This is a genomic window from Rhodoferax sp. U2-2l, from assembly GCF_020594515.1.
Taxonomy (GTDB): Bacteria; Pseudomonadota; Gammaproteobacteria; order Burkholderiales; family Burkholderiaceae_C; genus Rhodoferax.
On the sequence record NZ_JAJCTH010000015.1, the window covers coordinates 52,876 to 74,570 of the forward strand.

A 21,695-nucleotide genomic window follows, 5' to 3' on the forward strand; every position below is an offset into this window, starting at 1 on the left:
TGACACCCCCACCGGACCCACATGTATTTGACCGACAGTGATTTACAAGCCCTCTGGCTGACCGTGCGGCTGGCGGGCATCGTCACGCTGATTTTGCTGCTGCTGGGCACCCCGATTGCCTGGTGGCTGGCGCGCAGCAAGGCCTGGTGGAAAGGGCCGGTGCGCGCGGTGGTGGCGCTGCCGCTGGTGTTGCCGCCGTCGGTGCTGGGGTTTTATCTGCTGCTGGCGATGGGGCCGAACGGCCTGGTGGGGCAGATGACGCAGGGCTTGGGCCTGGGCACCTTGCCATTCACGTTTTGGGGGCTGGTGGTGGCGTCGGTGTTTTACTCGCTGCCCTTCATGGTGCAGCCGCTGCAGACCGCCTTTGAGTCGCTGGGCGAGCGCCCGCTGGAAGTGGCGGCCACCTTGCGCGCCTCGCCGCTGGATGCTTTTTTTACCGTGGCGGTGCCGCTGGCGTGGCCGGGCTTTTTGACCGCGTCGATCCTGACCTTTGCGCACACCGTGGGTGAGTTTGGCGTGGTGCTGATGATTGGCGGCAACATTCCCGGCATCACCCGCGTCGCCTCGGTGCAGATTTACGACCATGTGGAAGCCATGGAGTACCTGGACGCGCACCGCTTGTCGGCGGTGATGCTGGGCTTCTCGTTCCTGGTGCTGCTGGCGCTGTACACCCGCAAACCCAAACCGGGCCAGGGCGTCTGACATGGCAGGTATTCAAGCGCGTTTCCACCTGGATTGGCCGGGCTTTGTGCTGGACGTGGACCTGGACCTGCCCGCGCGCGGTGTCACGGCGCTGTTTGGCCACTCGGGCTCGGGCAAAACCACGCTGCTGCGCTGCATCGCCGGGCTGGAACGCGCCCGCCAAGGCCGCCTGGTCGTCAACGACGAGGTCTGGCAAGACACCCATCACTGGCTGCCCACCCATCAACGCCCGCTGGGTTACGTGTTCCAGGAAGCCAGCCTGTTTGCCCACCTGTCGGTGCTGGGCAATTTGCGCTACGGGTTGCGCCGCACCCGTGGCCCGCAGCGGGTCAGTCTGGAACAAGCGATTGCGTTGTTGGGCATCGGTCACCTGCTGGCGCGCATGCCCGACCGGCTCTCCGGCGGTGAGCGCCAGCGCGTCAGCATGGCCCGCGCCCTGAGCTTGAGCCCGCGCCTGCTGCTGATGGACGAACCACTGGCCGCGCTGGACCTGGCGCGCAAACAGGAAATCCTGCCATACCTGGAGCGGCTGCACGCGGAGCTGGACATTCCCGTGCTGTATGTGAGCCATTCCCCCGACGAAGTGGCCCGCCTGGCCGACCACATCGTGGTGCTGAAGGACGGCCGCGCCGTGGCCGCTGGCCCGCTGGCGCAAACGCTGGCCCGGCTGGACCTGCCCATTCACCTGGGCGAAGACGCGGGCGTGGTGCTGGACGCCACGGTGGCCGAGCGCGACGCACACTGGCATCTGGCACGCGTGAGCTTCCCCGGCGGCCACCTGTGGGTGCGCGATGGCGGGCACGCCCTGGGCCAGTCGGTACGCGTGCGCATTCTGGCGCGCGATGTCAGCATTGCCCTGCACCCGGTCACCGGCACCAGCATCCAGAACTGTTTGAGCGCCACGGTGGATCAACTCGCGCACGACCACCATCCGGCACTGTCGCTGGTGCGGCTGACGGTGGGCGCGTCACCGGTGCTGGCACGCCTGACCCGGCGCGCAGCCGCCGAGCTGGCGCTGGCAAGCGGCCAGCGCGTGTGGGTGCAGATCAAGGCCGTGGCGCTGATTGGGTAAGGTGAGCACCGCACGGGTTGGACATCGCCGCCATGAGCCGCGGGGCAAATTCAGCCAAGGTGAGCGGGATGCGGGTGATGTGTTGCTCAGCCAGAAACAGCGCTTCCATGCGGGTAGGCTCGTCGGGCAGCACCGCCCAGTGCTGCTGGCTGGCGCGTTTCATGATCTGGCGGGCAAAACTGCGGGTGAGCTGGTCGTTGAAGCGGCAGCCCAGAAACAAGAAGTTCCGGCCGGTGCGCCAAGCTTGCACGGCGGGTGGAATGGGGGTCTGGATGTCGATCTCGGTCAGCACTTCCACATAGTCGCTGTCTGACACCAGGTAGTTGCCCGCCGGGCTGTGTGCGCCCCAAGGTTTGTAAAGCAGGCGACCGGGGTTGGTGGACAGCTCGGCCAGTGGCGTGCCGTCTGCCGCGTAAGCGCCGGTCCATTGCCCGAAATGCTCGGATTGCGACAAAGCCTGCACCTGCACCCAGGGCTGGCCGTCTTGCGCCAGCGCGCGGGCAAAACTGTCGTCGTACCAGGTATCCACCCACAGCTTGGCACCGCTGGCGGCCAACGCCAGTTGCAGGGCAGACGGCTCAGGTGTGGCGGCAAAGGCCTCGTTCATCAGGTGCACCACCGATTTGCGGTGTTTGAAGTTCTCGATGAACTGGGCGGCTTGCGTCAGGCGTTTGCGGATCTTGTGCGGCACGCTGACCTTGGCGGTCATGAACTCGGCCAGCGCCAACGGCGTGGCAGGCACGGCAACATTGCTGCACAGCGAGAGCATGTCGGGCCCCAGGTACGGAATGACCGCGTCGGTGGCGAGTTGGCGGGCAATGTCATCGATCAGGTCGTGGGTGTCCATGCGGGTTCCTTTGGCATCAGGCGTCGTTTTGGGTCAGGATCAGCGCCGTGGCTTCTTCCGGCTTGGCGGTGATGGACCAGCAATGGCCGCTTGACGTGGCCAGGTACAGGCTGCGCGAACCCAGCCGCAGGGCCGGGGTTTCGCCGCGCATGTCCATCGCGTCCACCACCACGACCCGCATGGCGGGGTCACGCGCACGCCAGTGGGCGGCAGCCTCACGCACGCTGGCGGCGGCCCCCATCACCGCAGCAACGCTGTGCAGGTAGTCCGGCGAGATGGCCATGGTCAATCTCCCGCGCCGTCGGTCAGGGCCAGGCGGCGGGCTTCGACCGTGATGGGCAGCGGGGTATCCAAAGGCAGGTCAGGCAGGTCAAACTGCCAGCCATTGGCCAGCGTGACCAGGCCGCCCCACATGCCGGGCTTGACCATGGCGATGATGGGTTCTTCCAGGTCTTTTTTCGGCACATAGCCGGTCAAAACGCCTTTGCTGTCTTTGCGGATCATGAGTTTCATCGTCGGCTCCAGGGTGGGTCACAGGGTGGAAAAGTGGGCATCAAGGCAGGCTCAGCGGCGCCTCACACCGCAGCGGGGCCAGCAGCGGCGGCAGTTCGCGCAGCAGGTAGGCCACGTCTTGCGCGGTGGTGGTGGCGCCCAGCGACAAGCGCATGGTGGCCAGTGCCTCGTCAGGCGACACGCCCATGGCGGTGAGCACATGCGACGGTACGCTTGCGCCCGACGAACACGCGGCACCGCTGGAGGCGGCCACCTGCAGCCGCTCCAGCCGCTGCAGCACCACATCGGCTGACAGTTGACCGAAACGCAGGTAGCTGGTGCCAGGCAGGCGCGGCAGGTGCTGGCACCACACCTGGGTCCCGGGCACGGCCGCTTGCAGGCCACGTTCCAGCTGGTCGCGCAGCGCCGTGAGGCGACGGGCCTCGGCGGGAATGTCCCCCAGCGCCTCCAGCGCAGCCGCCAAACCGACGATGCCGGGCAAATTTTCGGTACCGCCCCGGCGGCCACGCTCCTGGCTACCCTGAGTTTGGGGCAACAGGGGCACGCCCTGGCGCAGCAGCAGCGCCCCCACGCCTTTGGGGCCTTGAAACTTGTGGGCGGACAGCGACACCGCATCGGCACCGCAGGTGGCAAAGTCAAAGGGCTGTTTGCCAATGAACTGGGTGGCATCCACATGCAGCAGCGCACCGGCAGCGTGTGCCAGCGCCGCCACGGCTGCCACCGGCATCAAGACGCCGGTTTCGTTGTTGGCAGCCATGAGCGAGACCAGCGCCACGTCCGGGCCGATCTGCTTCTGAGCGGCGGCCAGGTCCAGCGCGCCGTCTGGGCACACCGGCAGATAGTCCACCGGCACACCGGCCGCAGCCAAGGCGCGGGCCAGCCGCAAGTGCCCGGCATGCTCTACCGCACTGAACAGGACCCGCGGGCGGCTGGCGGGCGCAGCCGCCAGCAGGCCACGCACCGCCAGGTGGTTGGATTCCGTGGCACCACTGGTAAAAATGACTTCACCCGGGTGGCAGCCCAGTACCCGCGCGACCGTGGCCCGCGCCCCCGCCAGGCGGCGTTTGGCGTCCTGCCCTGGCCCGTGTTGTGACGAGGTGTTGGCCCACACACCGGCCATCACCGGCAGCATGGCCGCGATCACCGCAGGTGCCAGCGGCGTGGTGGCGTTGTGGTCGAGGTAGATCATGGCAAAAACGGGGGCATCAAACGCTGGCTCAGGGCCAGAACTGGCGTTCGGTGTCGGTGCAGAGCCGTTCCAGCGCGGCGTCCAGCGGCTGGTGATCAAAGCGCACGATCCAGGTGCCGCTGGCATGGTCACGCGCGTACAGGCGCCAGTGGCCGCCGGGCTGCGGCGCCAGCAGGGCGATGTCAATCTGGCCGCCCTGCGGGTCCACATGGCGTGAGCAGCAGGGGCTTTGAATGCGAAAGTTGCCCCCCTCAGCCAGGACCACCGGTTTGACGTAACGGTAGCGCTGGCGCGCACGCAGGGCACGTTGCAGGCGAAGCTGGATCAGGTCCAGCACCTGGGCGCCGGGCGCCGCGATGGCTGCGTCGGCGGGCCTCATGCCGTCCCCGCCGTCTCAGGCAGCAGGCCCGGCGGCACCGGCGCCAGCTCCATTTCCAGGCAGCCCACCACACAGTCGACAAACTGCACCAGGTACACCGGTTCGTTGAGGTCGCTCGCGTAGCCGATGTTGACAATCTCACCCAGCGAGCCGCGCGCGGCCAGCAGCGCGTCAGGCGCACGCTCGGGGTGGCTGCCGTCGTTGATCAGGTCGTCCAGCGCCATCACGCGTTGGCCCCAGGCGTAGGCGGGGGCGCGGGGCTCCAATCCGGGCAAAACGGGTGTGGCAGCGGGTGTGTTCATGGTGGGCCTCAGTCGGTGGGGGACGGTGCGGGTTGGCCGGTGCCAAGGCGGGCCACGGCGGCGGCCTTGTCACCCAGTTGCGCCAGCACCTCGTCGGGCAGCTTGTCCAGCGTGCAGAGTTCCTTGGCGCGCATACCGACGCGGTGGCCGGTCTCGACAAACTCCACCGCGTAGATGTAGTACTGCTGCAAAAAGGTGCCAATGCTGGTGACATACCCCACATCCCCCTTGTGCACCAGCACGTCACCGATGTCGTAGCCGCGGTAGGTGCCATCGTTGCGCACCACCGAGCGCGACACCACCCGCTCGCCATAGTCAAACCGTGGCGGGTAGGCCAGCTCAATCTCTGCCTCGTCGCGGTTGATGTCAGCCATGAAGCACCTCTGCCAGATGAAGGGGACGGGCCAGGCGCGCAAACGCCAGCGCGCGCACACGACGTGCGCCGGGTGTGCGGCGGGGTGCTGGCAGGACGACAACCGCGTTCATAAACCTCAACCCGGGCTCGGGCCTGGACCCGGCGATGTGTCACCCCAGCCGCGCACCGGATAGTCCAGCGGCGCACCTTCGGGCAGGCCGTGTTCATGGCGGTTGAGCACATGCCACAGCAGCGCGCCGCCCACCTGGTCTTGCGGGTCCAGGCGGCGCAACTCGCCCAGCATCAGCCGGGCCTCGTCCATGTCGCCCAGGCGCAGGTTGAGGTAGGCCAGACCTTTGAGGGTGAACAAATAGAAGCGCACCGCCGGGTCGCTGCGGGTGGCCTCACTGCTTGGTGGCTGATCACCAAAATTCGGCCCCAGGGCAGTGCGAGCAATGGCCAGGGCGTTGTCGCCGGTCGCCCTCGCCTGCGTCAGATCATGACTGTAAAAATAATAGCGATACAGCGCAATCAGCGGCGCCGGGTGCCGAGGTGCGGCGGCACGCGCCTGCTCCAGCAGGGCCAGGGCCTGTTGTGGCTTGTCGCGGCAACGCCCCGCCTCGGTGATCAGTGCCTCGACCTGCGGGCTCAGGCCGCCACCAATGACACCGTCGGCAAAAGCCGCCAGGTCATTGGCAAACTGCAGGCGGTCCGCAGGCATGGTATGGGGGCCGCCGTCAGGACGGCAGCACAGGCGCCACCGGGCGACCCCGGCCAATCGCGCTGATGTTGATGTGTGTCACACCCGCCTGAGGGGCGCCCGCGCTGCTGCAGGCGCAGGCCTCCTTGTTGGGGTCGGTGAAGCTCAGTCCCGACTCGGTGGCGGTCTCGATGAAGTCCATGGTCAGGCCATTGAGCAACAAACGACTCTCAGCCGCCAGAAACAGGCGCACACCGCCCACCTCACACAGCTGCTCGTCGGCAGCGGGCGCCAGCTGGGCGCTGAAGTCGCTGGAGTAGCCGGAGCAGCCACCCGGCGTGACCGCCAGCCGCAGGCCTGCGCCTGCGCCCAGGCCAGAGAAGCGCACAACACGGTTGATGAATTTCGCTGCAGCAGGGGTGACGGTGAGGTTGGGCAACATGGCGGGGGTGCTTTCAGAGAAATGGCATCAGACTTCGGTGATGCAGTCGTCCACCGGACAGATGGCCACACACTGCGGGTCGTCAAAGTGGCTTTCGCAGTCGTTGCACTTCTTGGGGTCAATCGCGTAGATGCCGCTCTTGACGCGGATGGCGGCGTTGGGGCACACCGGCTCGCAGGCGTCGCACGAGGTGCAGATGTCGGTGTTGATCTTGTGGGTCATGGCTAATCTCCTGTCGGGTTGGCTAATGAAAAAAGGTTCAGGCGGCCAGTGCGGTGTAGGCGCCCTGGCGGATGGCGGCGTCACCACGGTGCTGGTGCAACACGGCGCCGCTGGCCACGCGGGCGCGGTAGTCGTTGAACCAGTCGAGCGCGGCTTTTTCGATGAATTCACCGACATAAGCGTCCACCGGCTCGACACCGGCCAACATCAGTTCGTCGCGCGGGCAGGCGCCGATCTTGGCCACCAGCACCGCGTGGCAGTCGTTGATGGCGCGCACCACCGAGGGCAGTTGTTCGTCGTCACCGGCGCCGCCCTGGCAGTACTGGTCCACCCGCCGGTGGCCCACAAAATGGGCCTTGGCGGCAGAGACCTCATAGACCTGGAACTCGGTCACATGGCCAAAGTGCTCGTTGACACGCCCGCCGCCCTTGGTGGCCACTGCCACCAGCACCTTGAGGTCCTGCGCGGCCTGCAGCGCACTGGCCACCGCCAGGGCCTGCTGTTTGGCGGCCTGCTGGGCACTGCGCTCCTGCTCAACCTTGTCCTGGTAGGCCTTGCGTTTTTCCAGGTCGTAGTCCACCTCCATGGCGTCGAGCTTGTCGAGGGTGAATTCGTCGCTGCGGTCTTCACCAAGCAGGCCCACCGCGTCGGCACGGCATTGGCGGCAGTGGCGCATCAGGTTGGCGCCGCCCATGCAGGCGTCCTGCACGGCTTTGAGCTCCTGGGCGCTGGGGCCACGCTGGCCGGTCAGGCCAAACACCGTGCCGTGTTCGGGCTCGGAGATCAGCGGCATGATGTTGTGCAGGAAGGCACCGCGTTTTTTCACCTCGCGGTTCACATCCATCAGGTGCTGGTCATTGATGCCGGGGATCAGCACCGAGTTGACCTTGGTGAGCACACCACGTGCGGTGAGCATCTCCAGGCCCAGCATCTGGCGCTGGTGCAACACAGTAGCGGCCTCGATGCCGGTCAGCCGTTTGTGGTTCCAGAAAATCCAGGGGTAGATCTTGGCGCCGATCTCGGGGTCCACCATGTTGATGGTGATCGTCACGTGGTCAATGTTGTGTTTGCAGATCTCGTCCACCAGATCGGGCAAGGCCAGCCCGTTGGTCGAGAGACACAGCTTGATGTCGGGGGCCCTCGCTGTGAGCATGCGCATGGTGTCGAAGGTCTTCCTCGGATTGGCCAACGCATCACCAGGACCGGCAATACCGAGCACTGTCATCTGCGGGATGGCGCTGGCCACCGCCACCACCTTCTTCACGGCCTGCTCGGGCGTGAGCTTTTGTGACACCACACCCGGGCGCGACTCGTTGCTGCAGTCGTATTTGCGGTTGCAGTAATTGCACTGGATGTTGCAGGCCGGCGCCACCGCCACATGCATGCGGGCAAAGTGGTGGTGGGCTTCCTCGGAGTAACAGGGGTGGTTCTTTACCTTGTCCCAGACCTCGGCCGGCATGTCCTGCGGACCATCGGACGAGCCACAACTGGCCTTGCCCTCACCCCCGGTGGTACCGCAGCCGCCACCGTTTGAGGCCGATTCAAGCCTGATCTTCAGAGGTTTGAGCTGACCCATGCTGACATAGGTCGTGCCGGGTTGGGTACCGGTGAGCGCGCTTGTTGGCATGGAGAAACCCTTCATGCGGTCGACCGTGACCGCTTGGGGCTTGATTAGCGAGTTCCATGCCACGCCAAAACACCGGTTTTTGGCTGGGTTTTGTCGGTTGTGACACACCCGACCCAGTGCGGCCAGAGCGACTTGGCGGGCGGCTTGTCAGTGATGCGACAAAGCTGACACAGCGTCGGACGGAGGACGCGGACGTGTCCACATCGGTGGCCAGCTGCTCAAGACAGCCGTTGGCTCAATGCGCGGGATGCAGAAAAACGATGAACTCGCGGTCTGCGGTGAGCATGTGGCGCGCCACCACTTCCTGGGTCAGGTAGACAAACAACTCACCCACCAACAGCTGCCCGCCCTTGAACTGCGCCGACAGCGTGCGGGCCTGGTCCAGCAGGTCGCGGTGCAGTCTGGCGTGCTCGACCGCACCGGGGTAACCGGTTTGGTGAAGAAACGCCTCTTCCTCTTGAAAGTGTTCCGCAATGTCGGCCACAAAGTTGTCGATATGTTGTGCCATCTCGGCCACACCGCGCCCGGCCACAATCACATCCAAAATTCGGTTGGCTTCGTTGAAGAGTCTGTGGTGGTGGCTATCGATGACCAGGTTGCCACTTTCATAACGCGGGTGCCAGACCAAGGGCAGCAGTCTGCCGGGCACCTGCGCAGACACGGTGGCCTTCTGCGCCAACTGCACCCGATTGCGCCCGCCCTGTTTGGCCAGGTACAGCGCCTCATCCGCGGCACTGAGCAAAGCCAAGGCGTCAACATAACCACCGTCCACCATGGCCGCCACCCCCATGCTCACCGTCAGCCGCCCCAAAGGCGCCTTGGCATGGGGCAGGTTCAACTGCTCCACCGATTGCCGCACGGCATCCGCCAGACGTTGGCCGTCCTCGGCATGGGTGTTGGGCAGAATCAGCAGAAACTCTTCACCGCCATAACGCGCCGCCAGATCACCGGCCCGGCGCATGCCCGACTGGATCACCTGCGCGATGTGCCGCAGGCACTCATCACCGGCCAGATGGCCATAGTGGTCGTTATAGGGTTTGAAGAAATCGATGTCGATCATCACCACCGCAAAGGGCTGCCTGGACCGCTTGAACCGCGCCCACTCCTGGGTCAGCGCTTGGTTGAGGTGGCGGCGATTGGCCAGCCCGGTGAGCTCGTCCTGGGTGGCCAGCTGGCGGTTCTGGTCATCGGCCCGGTCTTTGGACATCAGAACAAAACCAATCGACAGCAGCACCAGGGTCACCAGCACGCCGAGCAGACTGATGACCTGCACCGGATTGTTCCCGCTGGCGTCCAGCACCCCGACCGACCCGGTGCGAAGCACATCCAGCACCCGAAAGCTCAACAGCACCGTCGCCATCACCAGCCCGGTCATCAGAAAGTACTGGCCGCGCCCGGGGGTGTGGCGACGGGCCAGCAACATCAGCCCCAAGGCCAGCCCCGCCTGAAACACCGAAATCAGGTTGACCACCACAAAGCGGATGGCGGCCTGCTCATACAGCAGCACAAAAATCACCACCTCGGCCATCACCGGGCCCCAGATCAGGCCCCGGGGTGCGGAACGACGGTAGAACTCGAACAAACCCCGGGTGAACAGCGCCCAGGCACAGGCGCGTGTCACCACAGCGGCGAACAAACCCACAAACTGGCCCAAGGCGTCCACCTGGCTGAAAAACACATACGACGCCATGTGCAAGGCCAGCCCCGCAGCCCAGTAACGCATGCCATCACGCTGGTCCTGATGCGCCACCACAGCCACCGACACGGCCAGCACGGTCCCCATCAGAACAATCACCAAAAGCAAGGTATGGATGTCAACGGTCATGCGCCTATTGTCTCGTATGGTTGCTATGAGATTGGGAGTCGATCACGTGTTGCAAGAATCTGGTGAAGGTGGGGCGATTTGCTCCCGGGATAGCTCGTTTTCTGGGGGGTGATCCGCCTTTTGTGCACTTCATCACTCTCTGGCTTGGAAAACCGGGGAAGCGCAGATGGTTCAACAGTTGTGACTGGCAGGTGGCCAAGATGCAGCGGAAGCAAACGCAGGTCTGTGGCTAGCATCTATTATCGAAAGGAAACGATTGGAGGGTGATCACATGAGCCATAAGCTGGACTTGCTTGGCAACGCGATGGACAGCCTAGAGGAGGCGCTGAAGAAGTTCCAAGAGGGGGACGAAGGTGACCAGAAAGCCTACAAGTTCTGCGTGCTCCACATGGCGCACTTCATTGAACTGATCTTCAAGCACCACATCACCGAGAAGCACCCGCTGCTGATCTACGCTAACCCTTTCGCAGCAAAGATCGACCCGGCGACTGCGAAGACCATCGGCCTGTGGGAAGCAGTCAACTTCATCAATAACGAAGAGAAGGACGCCGTTGCGGGAGATTTCAGGAAGGATTTGGAATGGCTGAAGAAGCTGCGGAACGAAATCGAGCATCACAAGTTCGAGATGGACGTGCCCGCCGCTCGAATCGCCATCGGCCGTCTATTTCGCTCTGTTCTGGAGTTCCTTGACTACTACGGAGTGGTAGACGTTGAGAAACGAATACCGGAGGAGACCAAAGCAATCTTCTCGGTTCTCTCTGATGATTACCAGTTCAAGCTGCACGATGCCCTCATGAAGGCTGATGATGTCGAGCAGGCGAACCCTGTCGACCCGATGGATCCTGAAGCCGCCCCTGTTCGCATGGATTGCGAGGAGTGCGGTAATCACACGATGGTGGTCAACGAGAAATCTGGAACGGGCTATCGCTGCACGTTTTGCAATAACGAGGATGGGGATGACTTGCCTGCCTGCTGCTCGATTTGCGGCGCGCATATGACGTCGGGCGCGCTAGAAATCTGGAATGACGAACACTGCGTGGAGTACCGCTGCTACTACTGCTCAGGGCGCTATGCCGCCGACCGGGACCGGGACCGGGACTAGGACCAGCCAAAAAAGAAGTTTGAAACACACCCTGGTGTGCATGCATTCAATTTTCGTTTCCAGCCCAAAGCTGACTTGCCTCCCCCGTCAAGGCATCCAGATGTGTTGACGGCGGATGGTGGGGTTGCCGGGCGCAGAACCCATTCGCGTGATGAGACTGGTGGCGTACCACCCTCAGCGGCAACACCCCAACAAGCGCCCAACCAACACCGCATCCCGCGAGGGGGCCGGAGAACGGTAACCCCGCCGCCCGCCTGGCGCCACGCGAACCCAAGCGCCGAAAGCCCAATATACTGCGTAATCAATAGCTACTAGCCCTTATTCCAACAGGGCTAGAGGCCAATTTCTCTTAGAACTCTCAAACTCAGCCGGGCGGCTTTGGCCTGAACCCAGCAGCAGCGCTCCATGGACCAGATCGACCTTCTCAGGCGCGTAGCGTGGTCAGCAGCGTGACCAGTTCGTGCAAGGCGGTGAAGGGTTCGGGGTCGGTGTAGGCACTGAACTTCGCGGCCAGTGATTGCGCCCGTTGCGTCGCAGTTTCCAGCCGTGTGCGGGTGGTTGCAAATGCACCGCCTGCGCCCTTCTCGTAGCCGGGAATGTGGTGCTTCAAACGCGCCATCACTTCGTCGCGGTGGATCGGTGCCTGAACATCCTCGTAGTGCAGCAGCAACCACAGCTCGAAGCTGGGAATGGAGGTGATGGCCTTAAAGCTGACCACTTGCCTGTCGTCGTTGCGCAGTTTGCCGTCCAGCGATTGCGCCAAACTCAGAGCGTTGAAATAGCTGCCGTGTTCGTCCCGGTCAAACACGGCATACACCCGATCGAAGCTCTTGGGGCGAATGCCTTTGACCAAATCGCCTTCTTCAAACAGCTGCTGGGCGTAGCGCACCACCTGGATCGGCGCAGTGCCCAGTTGCCCCGGCTGCACAGCGACGTTGGCGGAGTGCAGCTGATGCGCGGCGCGGATCTCTTCCAGATACAGCGGCTCGGTTTTACTGCCCTCGGTGACGATCAAAATGCGGGTGTAACTGGCGCGCCGTGCCTCTTTGACCGTCTTGCGGCGCAGCTGGCGGTCTTTGGCCTGGTTATCACGCCCCATCAGGGTTGTACTCCCAGGGCCTGATTGCGCAGCAAGGGCAGTGCCCCGTAGCGCCCCTGCAGGTAACCGCGCTCCAGCGCTTCATTCTTGCGCGGGCTGAAGTCGAGCAAGGGATACAGCGATGAGCTTTGATCCGGGCGCTTTTCCACAAACCAGACCTGATCGCGGCGAAACAGGCCGTAAGCATCGAGCAGCGAGGTGTCGTGCGTGGTAAAGATCAGTTGCGCACCGCCGGTGTTGGCTTCGGGGTTGTGGAACAAGCGCACCAGAGACTGCACCAGCAGCGTGTGCAGGCTGGTATCGAGCTCATCCACCACCAGCGTCAAGCCCTTGTTGAGGATGTCCAGAATAGGCCCGGTCAGGAACAGCAGGTTGCGGGTGCCGCTGGATTCGTCCATCAGATCGAACACCGCTTTGCCGTGTTCAGTGATGTGGTGAAACTTCACTTCGTCCACGGCCTGCTCGCTGGCTGCCTCCTCGCGTTTGCCGGTGGCGAGGTCGAAGTTGATGGTATGCACCATGGCCTGCTTGGTGGCCACTTCAATGTCGGCAATGCTGATGTCAGCGGCACGCAGAAACTCACAAATGGCTTTGCGCTGCGCTTCCTGTTTGAGCAATTGCACCGAAAACTGCGGCGATAAGGGCGACTGCTCATTGATGATCACCAGCCGGTTGGCGAACCAGTCAAACACCGGGCGCAAGGCCTCGCTGTTGAGCTGCACAGCCACCGACAGGAACAAGGCATTGGGTCGGGTGGCCCCCTCCCACAGGTTCTTGGCACCTTTCAGGCTGGACCCGAACGCATACACATCCTTGCCGCTTTCAGCATCGAAGTGGCGCTCGAACCAGCGTTGTGGCTTGAAGGTCTTGTAGACCAAGAGATGCTCGCTGACGATGCGTTGCGCATTCATGGCAAACCCATATTGGTAACGCACACCGGCGAGGATGAAGGTGACCTCAAACTCCGTTGGCTGGCTGCCCGATGTGGCGTCCAGCTTGAAGGGCTGGAGTCGGTCAAAAGTCTGGCCCGGCTGCAGCGCGGCCGACGCCAGCACCACGCCATGCATGTACTGCAGGGCTTTGATGAGGTTGGACTTGCCGCTGGCGTTGGCACCGTACACCACCGCACTTTTGAGCACGTGTGGGGCCGCCTTCAGCCCGGTAGCCAAGGCATGGGTGTCCAGCAAGGTCTGGTCGGCGGAAGCAACCAGGCTGAGCACCTGCTCGTCGCGCAGGCTGCGGAAGTTCTTTACACGGAACTCGGTCAGCATTGAATTCACCCATTAAATATAAAATATATTCGAATTATGAACCATTACTGCAAATAGTTGATTTATTTTCAATAAGAATGTGTTTTCCGATAGGCTGGAATTGACCAACTCCAACTGTGGGTGCACATCAGTTGAAGGCGGGTGGTGGGGTTACCGGGCACAGAACCCATTCGCGTGGTGAGACATGTGGCGCACCACCCTCAGCGGCAACACCCCAGCAAGCGCCCAACCTATACCGTATCCCGCGAGGGGGCCGGAGAACGGTAACTCCGCCGCCCGCCTGGCACCACGCGAACCCAAGAGCCTCAAAACTTGCGCACCTCGATGCCGTTTTTCTGTAAGGCATACCCCATCTGGCGCGGTGAGATCTTCAGCAGCCGGGCCGCTTTGGCCTGGACCCAGCCGCAGCGCTCCATGGCCCAGATCAGGCGCTCGCGCTCACCTTCGGGTTTGCCGTCGTTGTCGGGTGCGGCGGCGGGGGCCGGGCTGCTGGCGCTGGCCGCGTCTTCGGCCGGGGCGCTTTCTGGCTCAACGGCAGGCGGCGCCGCGCGCGGCGGCACCGGGCCTTCCACCACCGGGATCTCGCTGATGCGACCCGGGCTGACCGCGTCCACCCGGTCGATGTGGTGCAACACCTGGGTCAGGCAGCCGTTGCCCTGGCAGGGAAAAGCCAGGTTGGTGATGACGTTGTCATGTGCCATGGTCGCGGTGCGCTCCACACAGTTTTCCAGCTCACGCACATTGCCGGGCCAGTAACAACTGGTGAGCACCCGCATGGCGGCCGGGCTGAACTGGGTGTTGCGGCCGTTTTCCTTGTTGAAGCGTTCCAGAAACAGCCGGGCCATGGCCGGGATGTCTTCGCGGCGCTGGCGCAGCGGCGGCAGCTGGATGCTGACCACGTTGATGCGGTAATACAGATCAGCGCGGAACTCACCGGCCTGCACCATGCGCTCCAGGTTGCGGTTGGTGGCCAGAATCAGCCGCACATCGACCTTGACACTGGTGGTACCACCCACGCGCTCAAACTCGCGCTCTTGCAACACCCGCAGCAGCTTGGCCTGGAACGAGGCCGAGATGTCGCCAATTTCATCCAGAAACAGGGTGCCGCCATGTGACATCTCAAAGCGCCCCTTGCGCTGGCCTTGCGCGCCGGTGAAGGAGCCTTTTTCGTGGCCGAACAGCTCACTCTCCAGCAGCGACTCGGTGAGTGCGGCGCAGTTGACGCGCACAAACGCCTCACGCTTGCGCGGCGACAGGTTGTGCAGGGCACGCGCAATCACCTCCTTGCCGGTGCCACTTTCACCGCGCAGCAGCACCGTGGTGCGCGACGGTGCCACTTGGTGCACCTGCTCAAACACTTGTTGCATGGGTTTGGAAATGCCCACCACCTGGTCGATCTGGTGCAGCGGCTTGAGCTCCTTGCTCATGCGGCGCACCTCGTCTTGCAGCGAGTCGTGCGCGGCGCTGACACTGCGCTGCAGCAGCAGCGCCTGGCCCATCAGGGTGGCCACCATTTTGAGCAGACGCAGATCGTTGGAAAAGCTGCGCGCCTCGTCCGGGTTCAGGCAGTCCACCGCCAGCACACCCACCGTACGGCGGTCGGCGCTGATGGGGGTGACCAACATGGCAATGGGCATGTCCGGGTTCTGGTCGCCACCGCCGGTGCGGTTCAAAAACAGGGGTTCGGTGTGCACGTTGGGCACCATCACCTGGATGCCATTGGCATAGACGCGCCCGACGATGCCTTCGCCAGACTGGTAACGCAGACGCTGCTGCTCCTCTTGCGTGAGCCCCACCGCGCACAGCCCTTGCAAACCGCCGTCTGTTTCACCCAGCACCACAAAGGCGCGGCGCCAGTCATAAGCGTGTGACAGGTAGTTCAGCGCTTCGCGAAAGGTTTTGGCCACGTCCAGCGACATGGCCAGCGTTTTGCTGACTTCGTAAATCGCGTTGAGCTCGCGCTGAAATTCAATTGCTTGTGTATTCACCATGGTTGGAACTCCGTCTATTTGTCTGCGGAACCCATACAGCCGCCCCTGCAGCAGTGAAGCAATAACTGCACCAGCTGAAGGGTCGCGCGCTTCACACACGCGCTGCGTCGAGTCGTTCCCGACAAACAAGACACGGCCATCGACCGCCAACGCGCGCCATCTGACAAACGCAACAAATCCCCCGCAAACAAACCCTGTTGAACCCTGTTTCAGCGTGGCATTGAAATTGCGGATTGCGCCAGGTCAAACTTTTTCCTGGAGCCCGCCATGTCAGACACACGCCAAGCCCAGTCCACAGCACGACCTGCCCAGCCGGTGTACCTGGACTACGCCGCCACCACCCCGGTGGACCGGCGTGTGGCGGCCAAGATGGTGCCCTACCTGACGGAAATTTATGGCAACCCGGCCAGCCGTTCCCACGCCTATGGCTGGGCCGCCGACGAGGCGGTGGAGCTGGCGCGCGAACAGGTGTGTGCGCTGATCCATGCCGACCCGCGCGAAATCGCCTGGACCTCGGGCGCCACCGAATCGAACAATCTGGCCATCAAAGGCGCGGCGCATTTCTACAAGAGCAAAGGCAAACACCTGGTGACCGTGGCTACCGAACACAAGGCGGTGCTGGACAGCATGCGCGAGCTGGAGCGCGAAGGTTTTGAGGTGACGGTGCTGCCGGTGTTGCCCAGCGGCCTGCTGGACCATGCGGTGTTCGAAGCGGCGCTGCGCCCCGATACGGTGCTGGCTTCCGTGATGTATGTCAATAACGAGACCGGTGTGATCCAGGATGTGTCCGCTTTAGGTGCCATTTGCCGCGCCAAAGGGGTGCTGTTCCATGTGGATGCCGCGCAGGCGGCGGGTAAAGTGGCCATCGATCTGGCGCAGTTGCCCATCGATTTGATGTCTTTGTCAGCGCACAAAATTTATGGCCCCAAAGGCATTGGTGCTTTGTATGTGCGGCGCAAACCGCGCGTGCGACTGGAGGCGCAAATGCACGGTGGCGGCCATGAGCGCGGCATGCGCAGCGGCACCCTGCCCACCCACCAGATTGTGGGCATGGGTGAGGCCTTTTGGCTGGCGCGCGACACCATGGACGCTGACAACGCCCGCATCCAATCCCTGCGCGACCGCCTGTGGGCCGGGTTCCAGAAACTGGACGCGGTGGTGCTCAACGGCGACGAGACCCAGCGCGCGGTGCAGTACCTCAATGTCAGCTTCAACTATGTTGAGGGTGAATCCCTGCTGATGGGCATCAAAGGTGTGGCGGTGTCATCCGGTTCGGCCTGCACCTCGGCCAGTCTGGAGCCCAGTTATGTGTTGCGCGCCATGGGGCGCAGCGACGAGCTGGCGCACAGCTCGGTGCGGTTTTCGATTGGCCGTTTCACCACCGAGCAGGACATCGACTACGCCATTGAGCAGGTGACCCAGGTGGTGACCCGGCTGCGCGCCATGAGCCCGCTGTGGGACATGGTGCAAGCCGGGGTCGACCTGAGCAGCATCCAGTGGTCTGCGCATTAAATGAACACCCCCTTCAACTGACAACCGGAGAACACACATGGCCTACAGCGACAAGGTGGTGGACCACTACGAAAACCCGCGCAACGTCGGCTCGTTTGCTGCGGACGACGAGAACGTGGGCACCGGCATGGTGGGTGCGCCCGCCTGTGGTGATGTGATGCGCCTGCAGATCCGCGTCAACGCCCAAGGCGTGATCGAAGACGCCAAGTTCAAGACCTACGGTTGCGGCTCGGCGATTGCGTCGAGCTCGCTGGTGACCGAGTGGGTGCGTGGTCGCACGCTGGACGAGGCACTGGCCATCAAGAACTCGGACATCTCCGAAGAGCTGGCGCTCCCCCCCGTCAAGATCCACTGCTCGATCCTGGCCGAAGACGCGATCAAGGCGGCGGTGGCGGACTTTCGCGCACGGCATCCGGCGGGTGCAGCCACCCTGGTGTCAGAGCAGATTGCGTGTGCATCGAGCACCCGCTGACCCCTTGCCCACTTTAACTTTTGTAGCAAAGGACTCACCATGCAAGCGGCCTTACTAACTGAAAGCCCCGTGTCTGTGGGCGACATGCCCAGCCTGCTCGAATTCACGCCCGCTGCGGCGGCCAAGGTGGCAGAGCTGGTTCTGGAAGAGGGCAACCCCGATCTCAAGCTACGCCTGTACGTCACCGGCGGCGGCTGCTCGGGCTTTTCCTACGGGTTTGCTTTTGACGACAGCGTGGCCGCTGACGACACCCTCACCGTCACCGAAGGCGTCACGCTGGTGGTGGACGCGATGAGCCTGCAGTATGTGATGGGTGCGCGGGTCGACTTTGAGGAAGGCCTGGAAGGCTCACGTTTCATCATCCACAACCCGAACGCCCAGACCACCTGTGGCTGTGGCAGTTCGTTTTCGGTCTGAGAGGTTTGCCATGAGTGTGTCCCTCACCCCCGCAGCAGCCAGGCATGTGCAGAAGTCGCTATCCAAGCGAGGCAGTGGTTTGGGCCTGCGCCTGGCCGTCAAAACCAGTGGCTGCAACGGCTTTGCCTACGGGCTGGAGTTTGTCGACGCCACCAACCCCGAAGACGCCTGTTTTGAGCAGCACGGTGTGAAGGTCATTGTGGACCCACGCAGCCTGAGCATGCTGGACGGCACCGAACTCGACTTTGTGCGCGAAGGCCTCAACGAAGGCTTCAAGTTCAACAACCCCAACGCCAAGGCCAATTGCGGTTGTGGTGAGAGTTTTACTGTATGAAGTTCCCCCCCGTTGCTTGCTCACTGCGTGTAGCCGCCACCCCCCTCAAGGGGGCAACACCGGCGGTCTGGCAAAGCCAGTCCCGCGGTGTTTCTGGCTTTGGCCTGCTGCTAACAACGGTCGCCGCAGTTAGCACGATCTGAGAACACTTTTATGGCTTTGTTGCAAATTGCCGAACCCGGTCAAAGCGCCGCGCCGCACCAGCACCGGCTGGCGGCGGGCATTGATCTGGGCACCACCAACTCGTTGATTGCCACGGTGCAAAGTGCCCAGGCGCGGGCGCTGCCCGACGAAGACGGGGCGCTGCTGCTGCCCTCGGTGGTGCGTTACCTGCCGGGCAATGGCATTGTGGTCGGTCGTGAAGCGCAGGACGCCCAAGCCGACGACCCCGAGAACACGATTGTGTCGGTCAAGCGCTTTATGGGCCGCAGCCTGGCCGACGTGACCCAAGCCGCTGGCCTGCCTTACCGTTTTACCGACGGGCCAGGCATGGTTGGAATCCACACCGTGAGCGGGGAACGCTCGCCGGTGCAGGTGTCGGCCGAGATCTTGACTGCCTTGCGTGAACGCGCCGAAGTGTCCTTGGGCGGACCGCTGGCCGGGGTGGTGATCACCGTGCCAGCTTACTTTGACGACGCACAACGCCAGGGCACCAAGGACGCGGCCAAGCTGGCTGGACTCAACGTGCTGCGCCTGCTCAACGAACCCACGGCGGCGGCCATTGCCTACGGGCTGGACAAAGCGGCCGAAGGCACCTTTGCGATCTACGACTTGGGTGGTGGCACCTTCGACATCTCTATCCTGCACCTGAGCAAAGGTGTGTTTGAGGTGCTGGCTACCGGCGGTGACTCTGCGCTGGGGGGTGACGACTTTGACCACGAGATTGCCGAGTGGTTTTGCACCCAGCACGGCATCGCTGGCTTGGCCGCCTTGCCACCCGGCGCCCAGCGAGGCCTGCTAGCCGCCTCGCGCCAAGCCAAAGAAACCTTGTCAAACCACGAATCTGCCGCGTTGGCGCTGACCAACGCCGATGGCAGCACCCAACAGGCGATCCTGTCGCGTGCCCAGTTTGCCGAACTCGGCGAACCGCTGATCAAGCGCACCATGGCCGCCACCCGGCGTGCCCTGCGCGACGCCAAGCTCGGCATCGAGACCATCTCCGGGGTGGTGCTGGTGGGCGGCTCCACCCGCATGCCGATGGTACGCACGGTGGTGAGCGAATTTTTCGGGCGAGAACCGCTGGTCGACATCGACCCCGACCAGGTGGTGGCGATTGGCGCCGCTCTGCAAGCCAATGTGCTGGTGGGCAACGGCAGTGGCGACGACTGGCTGCTGCTGGACGTGTGCCCGCTCTCCCTGGGGCTGGAGACCATGGGCGGCTTGGTGGAGAAGATCATCCCGCGCAACTCCACCCTGCCAGTGGCCCGCGCGCAGGAGTTCACCACATTCAAGGACGGACAGACCGCGATGTCATTACACGTGGTGCAGGGCGAGCGCGAGTCGGTGGCACATTGCCGGTCGCTGGCACGGTTTGAGTTGCGTGGCATTCCGCCTGCGGTGGCGGGCTCGGTGCACATCCGCGTGACCTTTCAGATTGATGCCGACGGGCTGCTGTCAGTGACAGCGCGAGAGCGCATCAGCGGCATCGAGGCACACATCGAGGTCAAACCCACCTACGGCCTGGCCGACACCCAGATCTCGGCCATGCTGCAGGACGCCATCAGCGCCAGCCAGGAAGACATGCAGTTGCGATCTATGCGCGAGGCGCAGGTGGACGCCCGGCGCCTGCTCGATGCCACCGAGGCCGCCTTGCACGCGGATGCCGCACTGGTGTCGGCACCGGAAATCCAGGCGATTCATCTGGCCATGTACCGGGTGGGCGAGATGCTGGAAACCGAGGCGCCGCTGGCTGACCTGCGCCGTGCCACCAGTGCGCTGAGTTCTGCCACCGATGAATTTGCCGCCCGGCGCATGAATGCCTCGATCAGTCAGGCGCTGGCCGGACAGAGCATGGACAGCCTGGCCTGAACCCCGTCTGCCCGCCAGAGTCACCCACCACCCCAAAAAAACACCACATGCCCAGAGTCCGCCTGCTGCCCCACCCCGAACTGTGCCCGCAGGGGCGGGACATCGAGATCAAACCCGGCAAGTCTCTGTGCGAAGGCTTGCTCAAGGCCGGTGTGGCGATTGAACACGCCTGCGAGATGGTGGCGGCCTGCTCCACCTGCCACGTCTATGTGCGCAAAGGCGGCGATTCGCTGGCTGGGGCTGATGACAACGAGAACGACCAGCTCGACAACGCCTGGGGCCTGGAGGCGCAGTCGCGCCTGTCCTGTTGTATCAAGCTGGGCGAGAGCGACATCACCATCGAGCTGCCCAGACACACGCGCAACCATGCGCGGGAGCATTGAGAGATTCAAGCCGGTCGCCACGGCAGGCATATGACCGATAGGTCATTTTTGCTCCCAAGTTCATCCCATTCGCCCTAGAATTACCGAACGGTAAGTTTTAGGACCAACCATGAGCACAAGCAAAAAAATCATCCCGAACGGTCATTTTTTGACTGGCAGTGACCAGGTGATTCAGAGCACTGCCGAACTCGGCCAGCTGGCGCGTGAACGTCAACAACAGATGGCGCTCACGCAGCTGGATGTTGCTGGCTTGAGCAACACCGGCAACCGCTTCATCGTCGAGCTGGAGCAGGGCAAACCCACATTGCAGTTGCAAAAGGTGCTTGATGTGCTGGCCTTGCTGGGCCTGGAGGTGGTGATTCGCGCCAAAGCGGGAGCCAGCCAGTGACACCCGAACCGATGCCCGAGATGGCGCAACTCGCGGTTTTTTTCGGTGATCAGCTGGTGGGCCACGTGTTTGACAGCGCGCCGTTGTCCTTCACTTACAGCGACGCGTGGCTGGCCCGCCCCGAGACAGCGCAAATTGCTGCCATCACACCTACGGCAGGCCCGATCAGCAGCGCGGCAGTCACGGCCTTTTTTGAAAACCTGCTGCCCGAGGGTGAGTTGCGCCGCTTCATTGCGAGCAGCAAAAAAGCCTCCACCCTGTTTGCCTTGTTGCGCGAAGTGGCGGGGGACACGGCGGGTGGTTTTGTCATCTTGCCAGCGGGTCAAAGCCCTGAGCGCCCGGCCTACCAAGCCACCACTTGGGCGGCACTGGCCGCACGCTTGAGGCTGCCAGGTGCCAAGACCCTGGCCCTGCGCCTGCAAAGCTTTGTGCGCACAACAACGCAGCAGATGTCCAAACGCCTTCTGAGTGAGTCATAGAAGTAGCCTGCGTTGTGTGACAGTGGGCAAACTCAGCCCACCCC

26 protein-coding genes are annotated in these 21,695 nt (G+C 63.2%); 11 read left to right on the plus strand and 15 right to left on the minus strand.

All coding sequences use genetic code 11. The features are described 5' to 3' along the window. Window positions 1-21 precede the first annotated feature (21 nt). Both modB and modC read left to right on the plus strand, forming a co-directional pair. Window positions 22-702, plus strand: a complete 681-nt coding sequence (gene modB, locus LHU53_RS14010; protein WP_227333284.1) for a molybdate ABC transporter permease subunit — start codon at window positions 22-24, stop codon at window positions 700-702. A gap of 1 nt (window position 703) precedes the next feature. After that, a complete protein-coding gene (gene modC / locus LHU53_RS14015) occupies window positions 704-1,774 on the plus strand; it encodes a molybdenum ABC transporter ATP-binding protein (protein ID WP_227333285.1) in 1,071 nt (356 codons plus the stop codon). On the opposite strand, the gene LHU53_RS14020 is transcribed toward modC, so the two are convergent. From LHU53_RS14020 to LHU53_RS14075, 12 genes are all read right to left on the minus strand, one after another. After that, window positions 1,749-2,621, minus strand: coding sequence for an SIR2 family protein (locus LHU53_RS14020; protein WP_227333286.1), 873 nt, complete (start codon window positions 2,619-2,621; stop codon window positions 1,749-1,751). The genes modC and LHU53_RS14020 overlap by 26 nt on opposite strands. 16 nt (window positions 2,622-2,637) lie before the next feature. After that, window positions 2,638-2,904 carry a hypothetical protein gene (locus LHU53_RS14025; RefSeq protein WP_227333287.1) on the minus strand — a complete coding sequence of 89 codons (267 nt, stop codon included), beginning with the start codon at window positions 2,902-2,904 and terminating at the stop codon, window positions 2,638-2,640. A 2-nt stretch (window positions 2,905-2,906) separates the two neighbouring features. Beyond that, window positions 2,907-3,134 (minus strand): putative nitrogen fixation protein NifT, encoded by a 228-nt coding sequence (gene nifT / locus LHU53_RS14030; RefSeq protein WP_227333288.1) that lies wholly within the window; start codon window positions 3,132-3,134, stop codon window positions 2,907-2,909. A 40-nt stretch (window positions 3,135-3,174) separates the two neighbouring features. Beyond that, entirely contained in the window at window positions 3,175-4,323 is a 1,149-nt protein-coding gene (locus tag LHU53_RS14035) for a cysteine desulfurase family protein (RefSeq protein WP_227333289.1), read from the minus strand. Window positions 4,324-4,351: 28 nt separating this feature from the next. Then, a complete protein-coding gene (locus tag LHU53_RS14040; protein WP_227333290.1) occupies window positions 4,352-4,702 on the minus strand; it encodes a hypothetical protein in 351 nt (116 codons plus the stop codon). Next, window positions 4,699-5,004, minus strand: a complete 306-nt coding sequence (locus LHU53_RS14045) for a nitrogen fixation protein NifZ (RefSeq protein WP_227333291.1) — start codon at window positions 5,002-5,004, stop codon at window positions 4,699-4,701. The genes LHU53_RS14040 and LHU53_RS14045 overlap by 4 nt, the downstream gene beginning before the upstream one ends. 8 nt (window positions 5,005-5,012) lie before the next feature. Beyond that, entirely contained in the window at window positions 5,013-5,378 is a 366-nt protein-coding gene (locus LHU53_RS14050) for a nitrogen fixation protein NifZ (protein ID WP_227333292.1), read from the minus strand. Window positions 5,379-5,495: 117 nt separating this feature from the next. Continuing rightward, entirely contained in the window at window positions 5,496-6,080 is a 585-nt protein-coding gene (locus tag LHU53_RS14055; RefSeq protein WP_227333293.1) for a hypothetical protein, read from the minus strand. 16 nt (window positions 6,081-6,096) lie between these two features. Continuing rightward, complete coding sequence (locus LHU53_RS14060; protein ID WP_227333294.1) at window positions 6,097-6,501, minus strand: iron-sulfur cluster assembly accessory protein; 405 nt, start codon at window positions 6,499-6,501, stop codon at window positions 6,097-6,099. A 27-nt stretch (window positions 6,502-6,528) separates the two neighbouring features. Next, entirely contained in the window at window positions 6,529-6,723 is a 195-nt protein-coding gene (locus LHU53_RS14065; protein ID WP_078365364.1) for a 4Fe-4S dicluster domain-containing protein, read from the minus strand. A gap of 37 nt (window positions 6,724-6,760) precedes the next feature. Further along, window positions 6,761-8,299: a nitrogenase cofactor biosynthesis protein NifB gene (gene nifB / locus LHU53_RS14070; RefSeq protein ID WP_370632311.1), complete on the minus strand. Its 1,539-nt coding sequence runs from the start codon at window positions 8,297-8,299 to the stop codon at window positions 6,761-6,763. 286 nt (window positions 8,300-8,585) lie between these two features. Beyond that, the gene (locus tag LHU53_RS14075) at window positions 8,586-10,175 is read right to left on the minus strand and encodes a diguanylate cyclase (protein ID WP_227333296.1); all 1,590 of its coding nucleotides are present in this window, start codon (window positions 10,173-10,175) and stop codon (window positions 8,586-8,588) included. Window positions 10,176-10,446: 271 nt separating this feature from the next. Here LHU53_RS14075 and LHU53_RS14080 point away from each other — a divergent pair, with 271 nt between their 5' ends. Next, a complete protein-coding gene (locus LHU53_RS14080) occupies window positions 10,447-11,277 on the plus strand; it encodes a hypothetical protein (protein ID WP_227333297.1) in 831 nt (276 codons plus the stop codon). Between the two features lie 424 nt (window positions 11,278-11,701). Here the strand turns inward: LHU53_RS14080 and LHU53_RS14085 are convergent, their stop codons facing one another. The 3 genes from LHU53_RS14085 to nifA all read right to left on the minus strand — a co-directional run bounded on the left by LHU53_RS14085 (window position 11,702) and on the right by nifA (window position 15,638). Then, entirely contained in the window at window positions 11,702-12,376 is a 675-nt protein-coding gene (locus LHU53_RS14085; RefSeq protein ID WP_227333298.1) for an RloB family protein, read from the minus strand. Beyond that, window positions 12,376-13,647 carry an ATP/GTP-binding protein gene (locus tag LHU53_RS14090; protein WP_227333299.1) on the minus strand — a complete coding sequence of 424 codons (1,272 nt, stop codon included), beginning with the start codon at window positions 13,645-13,647 and terminating at the stop codon, window positions 12,376-12,378. The genes LHU53_RS14085 and LHU53_RS14090 overlap by 1 nt, the downstream gene beginning before the upstream one ends. A gap of 305 nt (window positions 13,648-13,952) precedes the next feature. Next, complete coding sequence (gene nifA, locus LHU53_RS14095; RefSeq protein ID WP_227333300.1) at window positions 13,953-15,638, minus strand: nif-specific transcriptional activator NifA; 1,686 nt, start codon at window positions 15,636-15,638, stop codon at window positions 13,953-13,955. Window positions 15,639-15,905: 267 nt separating this feature from the next. Here nifA and LHU53_RS14100 point away from each other — a divergent pair, with 267 nt between their 5' ends. The 8 genes from LHU53_RS14100 to LHU53_RS14135 all read left to right on the plus strand — a co-directional run bounded on the left by LHU53_RS14100 (window position 15,906) and on the right by LHU53_RS14135 (window position 21,651). Beyond that, entirely contained in the window at window positions 15,906-17,150 is a 1,245-nt protein-coding gene (locus LHU53_RS14100; RefSeq protein ID WP_227333301.1) for an IscS subfamily cysteine desulfurase, read from the plus strand. A 37-nt stretch (window positions 17,151-17,187) separates the two neighbouring features. After that, window positions 17,188-17,622 carry a Fe-S cluster assembly scaffold IscU gene (gene iscU, locus LHU53_RS14105; RefSeq protein ID WP_180125058.1) on the plus strand — a complete coding sequence of 145 codons (435 nt, stop codon included), beginning with the start codon at window positions 17,188-17,190 and terminating at the stop codon, window positions 17,620-17,622. Between the two features lie 39 nt (window positions 17,623-17,661). After that, on the plus strand, window positions 17,662-18,039 hold the full coding sequence (erpA, locus tag LHU53_RS14110; RefSeq protein ID WP_227333302.1) for an iron-sulfur cluster insertion protein ErpA: 378 nt from the start codon (window positions 17,662-17,664) through the stop codon (window positions 18,037-18,039). Between the two features lie 10 nt (window positions 18,040-18,049). Next, entirely contained in the window at window positions 18,050-18,373 is a 324-nt protein-coding gene (gene iscA / locus LHU53_RS14115) for an iron-sulfur cluster assembly protein IscA (protein WP_078365356.1), read from the plus strand. A 153-nt stretch (window positions 18,374-18,526) separates the two neighbouring features. Beyond that, complete coding sequence (gene hscA, locus LHU53_RS14120) at window positions 18,527-20,401, plus strand: Fe-S protein assembly chaperone HscA (RefSeq protein WP_227333303.1); 1,875 nt, start codon at window positions 18,527-18,529, stop codon at window positions 20,399-20,401. Between the two features lie 47 nt (window positions 20,402-20,448). Beyond that, window positions 20,449-20,784 carry an ISC system 2Fe-2S type ferredoxin gene (gene fdx, locus LHU53_RS14125; RefSeq protein ID WP_227333304.1) on the plus strand — a complete coding sequence of 112 codons (336 nt, stop codon included), beginning with the start codon at window positions 20,449-20,451 and terminating at the stop codon, window positions 20,782-20,784. 109 nt (window positions 20,785-20,893) lie between these two features. Beyond that, window positions 20,894-21,172 (plus strand): transcriptional regulator, encoded by a 279-nt coding sequence (locus LHU53_RS14130; RefSeq protein ID WP_227333305.1) that lies wholly within the window; start codon window positions 20,894-20,896, stop codon window positions 21,170-21,172. Then, window positions 21,169-21,651: a HipA N-terminal domain-containing protein gene (locus tag LHU53_RS14135; RefSeq protein WP_227333306.1), complete on the plus strand. Its 483-nt coding sequence runs from the start codon at window positions 21,169-21,171 to the stop codon at window positions 21,649-21,651. Before LHU53_RS14130 ends, LHU53_RS14135 begins: the two co-directional genes overlap by 4 nt. The last annotated feature ends 44 nt before the right edge of the window (window positions 21,652-21,695 follow it).